Origin of the sequence: Sphingomonas sp. CCH9-E2, from assembly GCF_001557215.1 — a bacterium.
GTDB lineage: Bacteria > Pseudomonadota > Alphaproteobacteria > Sphingomonadales > Sphingomonadaceae > Sphingomonas.
The window spans coordinates 1-3792 of record NZ_LSJM01000425.1 but is presented as its reverse complement, the minus strand read 5'-3'; the positions used below and the strand labels follow the sequence as shown (position 1 = coordinate 3792).

Here is a 3792-nt window from a genome sequence, read left to right as displayed (position 1 = left end):
CCCCGCAAGGGGGAGGTGGCGCCGAAGGCGACGGAGGGGGAGGAAGCGCCACGGCCAGAGGTTCACGGACACAGCCGCCCTCCCCCTCCGTCATGCTGCGCGTGCCACCTCCCCCTGGCGGGGGAGGATTGTGGGTTTAGCCCATCCACTCCAGCCATGCACCATGGGCATGCGCCGCCGCCAGCAGCTGCGGCTCCCCGTCTCCCGGCCAAGTCCGCACCGTCAGTTCGTGGCGAAAGGTCATGCGGTTCGCCTCGACCGCGATCCAGACCAGCGGGCGTTCGGGCGTTGCCTTCGCGCCCGCAGCCTCCATCGCCGCCGTGATCGCGGCCTGTCGCTCGGCCCCGAGATACTGCCACACGATCGAGTGCATCAGCACGCGGGTCGTCCCCGCCGCCTGTGGCCGGGCGAGCGCCGCGACGACAAACTCGGCCGCATCTGCCTCGACCAGATCGGGCGCGCGCCGGGCCGCTTCCGCCGCCGCGATCTCCAGCCGCTGTGCGCGCACGCGATGCTCCGGCCAGGCATAGGCGCGCAGCCGCAGCAGCGCCTCAGGGTCGGTCAGGTCGATCGGCGCGACGTCGCAGCCGCGCAGCGACACGATCTCGACCGCAGCCTCCGGCGGTGGCGGGCCGCGCCAGTCGGGGGCGATCCGCATTTCCGCATCGTCCGGCCCGACCGCGATTCCGCCCAAGTCGTAGCGGTAGCGGTCCATCATCAGGTTGATCCCGGCGCTGGACCCGATCTCGATACACTCGAACCGCCCGGGCAGGCCGCGCGCCGCCAGCCACAGCATCGCGGCGGCATAGTTGCTCGACCGCGCCGCCTCGTTCGTCTGCGGCGGGCCGTCGAGCCAGGGGAGCAAAGCCGCGTCGTGCGCGTCGATCGCGGCGTTGATCAGCGGCCCGGCATCCACCGCCTCTCCCGCATAGAGCGGCGCCAGCGACGGCGCCGCGCCGGTCAGATACAGCGCATGCAGCCCGCCCGCCGCACGCAGCGGCAGCGCGTCGGCCATCGGCTTGCCCGGCCAGTCGCGCAGCTTTGCGCGGAACACCCCCGGCCCGTCCATCCCTTCGAGAATCGCCTGCACCACGCTGGCGGTCAGGCCCGCGTCGTTCGCGCGGCAATAGTCCACCTGATTGGCGAACGCGGTCCGCACATCCTCCAGCGTCATCCAGTCGGCCATATCTACCTCCGACCCTCTTGTTGCGCCGCAACGCCCCCCCAAGTAAAGGCGCGCAACCCATGACCGACACCAGCACCGATCCGATCATCCTTGCCGTACCCAAGGGCCGCATCCTCGAAGAGGCGTTGCCCCTGCTGGCGCATGCCGGAATCGTGCCCGAAGCGGCGTTCTCGGACGAGGGCAGCCGCGCGCTGCGCTTCAAGACCAACCGCCTCGATATCGACCTGATCCGGGTGCGCGCATTCGACGTCGCGACCTTTGTCGCGCATGGCGCGGCACAGCTGGGCATTGTCGGGTCGGACGTGCTCGCCGAATTCGCCTATTCGGAGCTGTATGCGCCGGTTGATCTGGGCATCGGGCATTGCCGCCTGTCGGTGGCCGAGCCCGCATCGCTCGCCGCGACCGACGATCCGCGCGGGTGGAGCCATGTCCGCGTCGCGACCAAATACCCGCATCTGACGCGCAAGCATTTTGAGGCGCGTGGCGTGCAGGCCGAGTGCATCAAGCTGAATGGCGCGATGGAGTTGGCCCCGCTGCTCGACCTGGCCCCGCGCATCGTCGATCTGGTATCGTCGGGCCGCACGCTCAAGGAAAACGGGCTGGTCGAGGTCGAGACGATCATGGAGGTGTCGAGCCGCCTGATCGCCAACCGCGCCGCGTTCAAGACACGGCCGGAGATCGTGCCGCTGGTCGACGCCTTCCGGCGCGCGGTGGAAAACGAGGCTGCCGCATGATCCGCCTGTCGACGTCCGAGCCGGGCTTTGCCCAGGCATTCCGCGAACTGGTCGATGCGCGGCGAGAGGCCGATGCCGATGTTGCGCGCGACGTGCGCACCATCGTCGCCAGCGTCCGCGACGAGGGCGATGCCGCGCTCCACGCCTTTACCCGCAAGTTCGACCGCCACGACCTCAACGAAACCGGCTGGCGGATCGAGAAGAGCGACTGCATCGCGGCGTTGGAGGCGCTGCCGGCCGATCTGCGCGCGGCGCTCGAACTCGCCGCCGCGCGGATCACCGCCTATCACGAGAAGCAGAAGCCGGCGGACAGCGACACCACCGACGCCGCCGGCGTGCGGACCGGCGCGCGCTGGGGCGCGGTCGAGGCGGCGGGGGTGTATGTCCCGGGTGGGCGCGCGGCCTATCCCAGCTCGGTTCTGATGAACGCGATTCCGGCCAAGGTCGCGGGCGTCGATCGCGTCGTGATGGTCACGCCGACCCCGGATGGCGAGATCAACCCGCTCGTCCTCGCCGCCGCGCACATCGCTGGCGTCGACGAAATCTGGCGCGTGGGCGGGGCGCAGGCGATTGCCGCGCTCGCCTATGGCACTGGGCGGATCGCTGCGGTCGATGTCATCACCGGACCCGGCAATGCCTGGGTCGCGGAGGCCAAGCGCCAGCTGTACGGCGTGGTCGGCATCGACATGGTCGCGGGGCCGAGCGAGATCGTCGTCGTCGCGGACGGCAAGAACGACGCCGAATGGATCGCCGCCGATCTGCTCAGCCAGTCCGAGCATGACCCGACCAGCCAGTCGATCCTGCTGACCGACGACGCGATCCTCGCGGGCAAGGTGGCCGAGGCGGTCGACCGCCAGATTGGCGAACTGTCGACGCGCAAGGTCGCGCGACAGAGCTGGGATGCCAATGGCGCGATCATCCTGACCGCGAACCTCGAGGAAGCGATCCCGCTGGTCAACAAGCTCGCGCCCGAGCATCTCGAGCTGGCGGTGGACGATCCCGATGCGCTGTTCGCGCGCGTGCGCCATGCCGGATCGGTGTTCCTTGGCCGGATGACGCCCGAAGCGATCGGCGATTATGTCGCTGGCCCCAACCACGTCCTGCCCACCGGGCGACGCGCACGGTTCGCCAGCGGGTTATCGGTGCTCGACTTCATGAAGCGCACCAGCTTCCTCGCGCTCGACGCGGCGGGGCTGGCGGCGATCGGCCCGGCGGCGGTGGCGCTGGCGGAGGCTGAGGGGCTGCCAGCGCATGCCAAGTCGGTGGCGCTTCGACTGAACCCGTGAATCCGTTCAGCGAACGGTCTAAGAGAGACTTATGCCTAGCCCATCTGCCAAGACCCGTTCCAAAGCCCGTGCCGCTGCGCGGCTTGCCGCCGTGCAGGCGCTGTACCAGCAGGAGATGGAGAAGACTCCCCTGCCCCAGCTGCTGACCGAATTTCACCAGCACCGGCTGGGCGCGACGATCGAGGACGAGGAGTATATCGACGCCGATCCGACCTTCTTCGACGATATCGTCAAGGGCGTGGACGCGCGGCGCGACGAGATCGACGCGCTGATCGCGTCGAAGCTGTCGGTCGACTGGAGCTTCGACCGGCTCGACCGCCCGATGCGGCAGATCCTGCGCGCGGGGACCTATGAGCTGCTGGCGCGCAAGGACGTGCCGGTGGGCGCGGCGATCAGCGAGTATCTCGATGTCACCGATGCGTTTTACGACCGGCGCGAGAAGGGGTTCGTCAACGGCCTCCTCGACGCGATTGCGAAGGTGGTGCGGGCTTGAGCGATCTTAAGCCCCTCCCCTTCAGGGGAGGGGTTGGGGGTGGGGCGTCTCAGTCTCACCGAGACCGACGCGTCCAGAGGATAGGCCCCACCC

At 69.2% G+C, this 3792-nt stretch carries 4 protein-coding genes; 3 read left to right on the top strand and 1 reads right to left on the bottom strand.

Going from position 1 to position 3792, the window contains the following annotated elements:
• Positions 1 to 136 precede the first annotated feature (136 nt).
• Complete coding sequence (locus AX681_RS19005; RefSeq protein ID WP_066659291.1) at positions 137 to 1186, bottom strand: DUF2332 domain-containing protein; 1050 nt, start codon at positions 1184 to 1186, stop codon at positions 137 to 139.
• A 59-nt stretch (positions 1187 to 1245) separates the two neighbouring features.
• Here AX681_RS19005 and hisG point away from each other — a divergent pair, with 59 nt between their 5' ends.
• From hisG to nusB, 3 genes are read left to right on the top strand one after another with little or no spacing between them, the layout of a single operon-like run.
• Positions 1246 to 1920 (top strand): ATP phosphoribosyltransferase, encoded by a 675-nt coding sequence (hisG, locus tag AX681_RS19000; RefSeq protein WP_066659290.1) that lies wholly within the window; start codon positions 1246 to 1248, stop codon positions 1918 to 1920.
• On the top strand, positions 1917 to 3206 hold the full coding sequence (hisD, locus tag AX681_RS18995; RefSeq protein WP_066682625.1) for a histidinol dehydrogenase: 1290 nt from the start codon (positions 1917 to 1919) through the stop codon (positions 3204 to 3206). Before hisG ends, hisD begins: the two co-directional genes overlap by 4 nt.
• Positions 3207 to 3237: 31 nt before the next feature.
• On the top strand, positions 3238 to 3699 hold the full coding sequence (gene nusB / locus AX681_RS18990; RefSeq protein ID WP_066661568.1) for a transcription antitermination factor NusB: 462 nt from the start codon (positions 3238 to 3240) through the stop codon (positions 3697 to 3699).
• The last annotated feature ends 93 nt before the right edge of the window (positions 3700 to 3792 follow it).

What these genes read in the sequence shown, in the direction of transcription:
- hisG (WP_066659290.1), top strand. Translation starts at nt 1,246, where the DNA reads ATGACCGACACCAGCACCGATCCGATCATCCTTGCCGTACCCAAGGGC.
- AX681_RS19005 (WP_066659291.1), bottom strand. Translation starts at nt 1,186, where the DNA reads ATGGCCGACTGGATGACGCTGGAGGATGTGCGGACCGCGTTCGCCAAT.
- nusB (WP_066661568.1), top strand. Translation starts at nt 3,238, where the DNA reads ATGCCTAGCCCATCTGCCAAGACCCGTTCCAAAGCCCGTGCCGCTGCG.
- hisD (WP_066682625.1), top strand. Translation starts at nt 1,917, where the DNA reads ATGATCCGCCTGTCGACGTCCGAGCCGGGCTTTGCCCAGGCATTCCGC.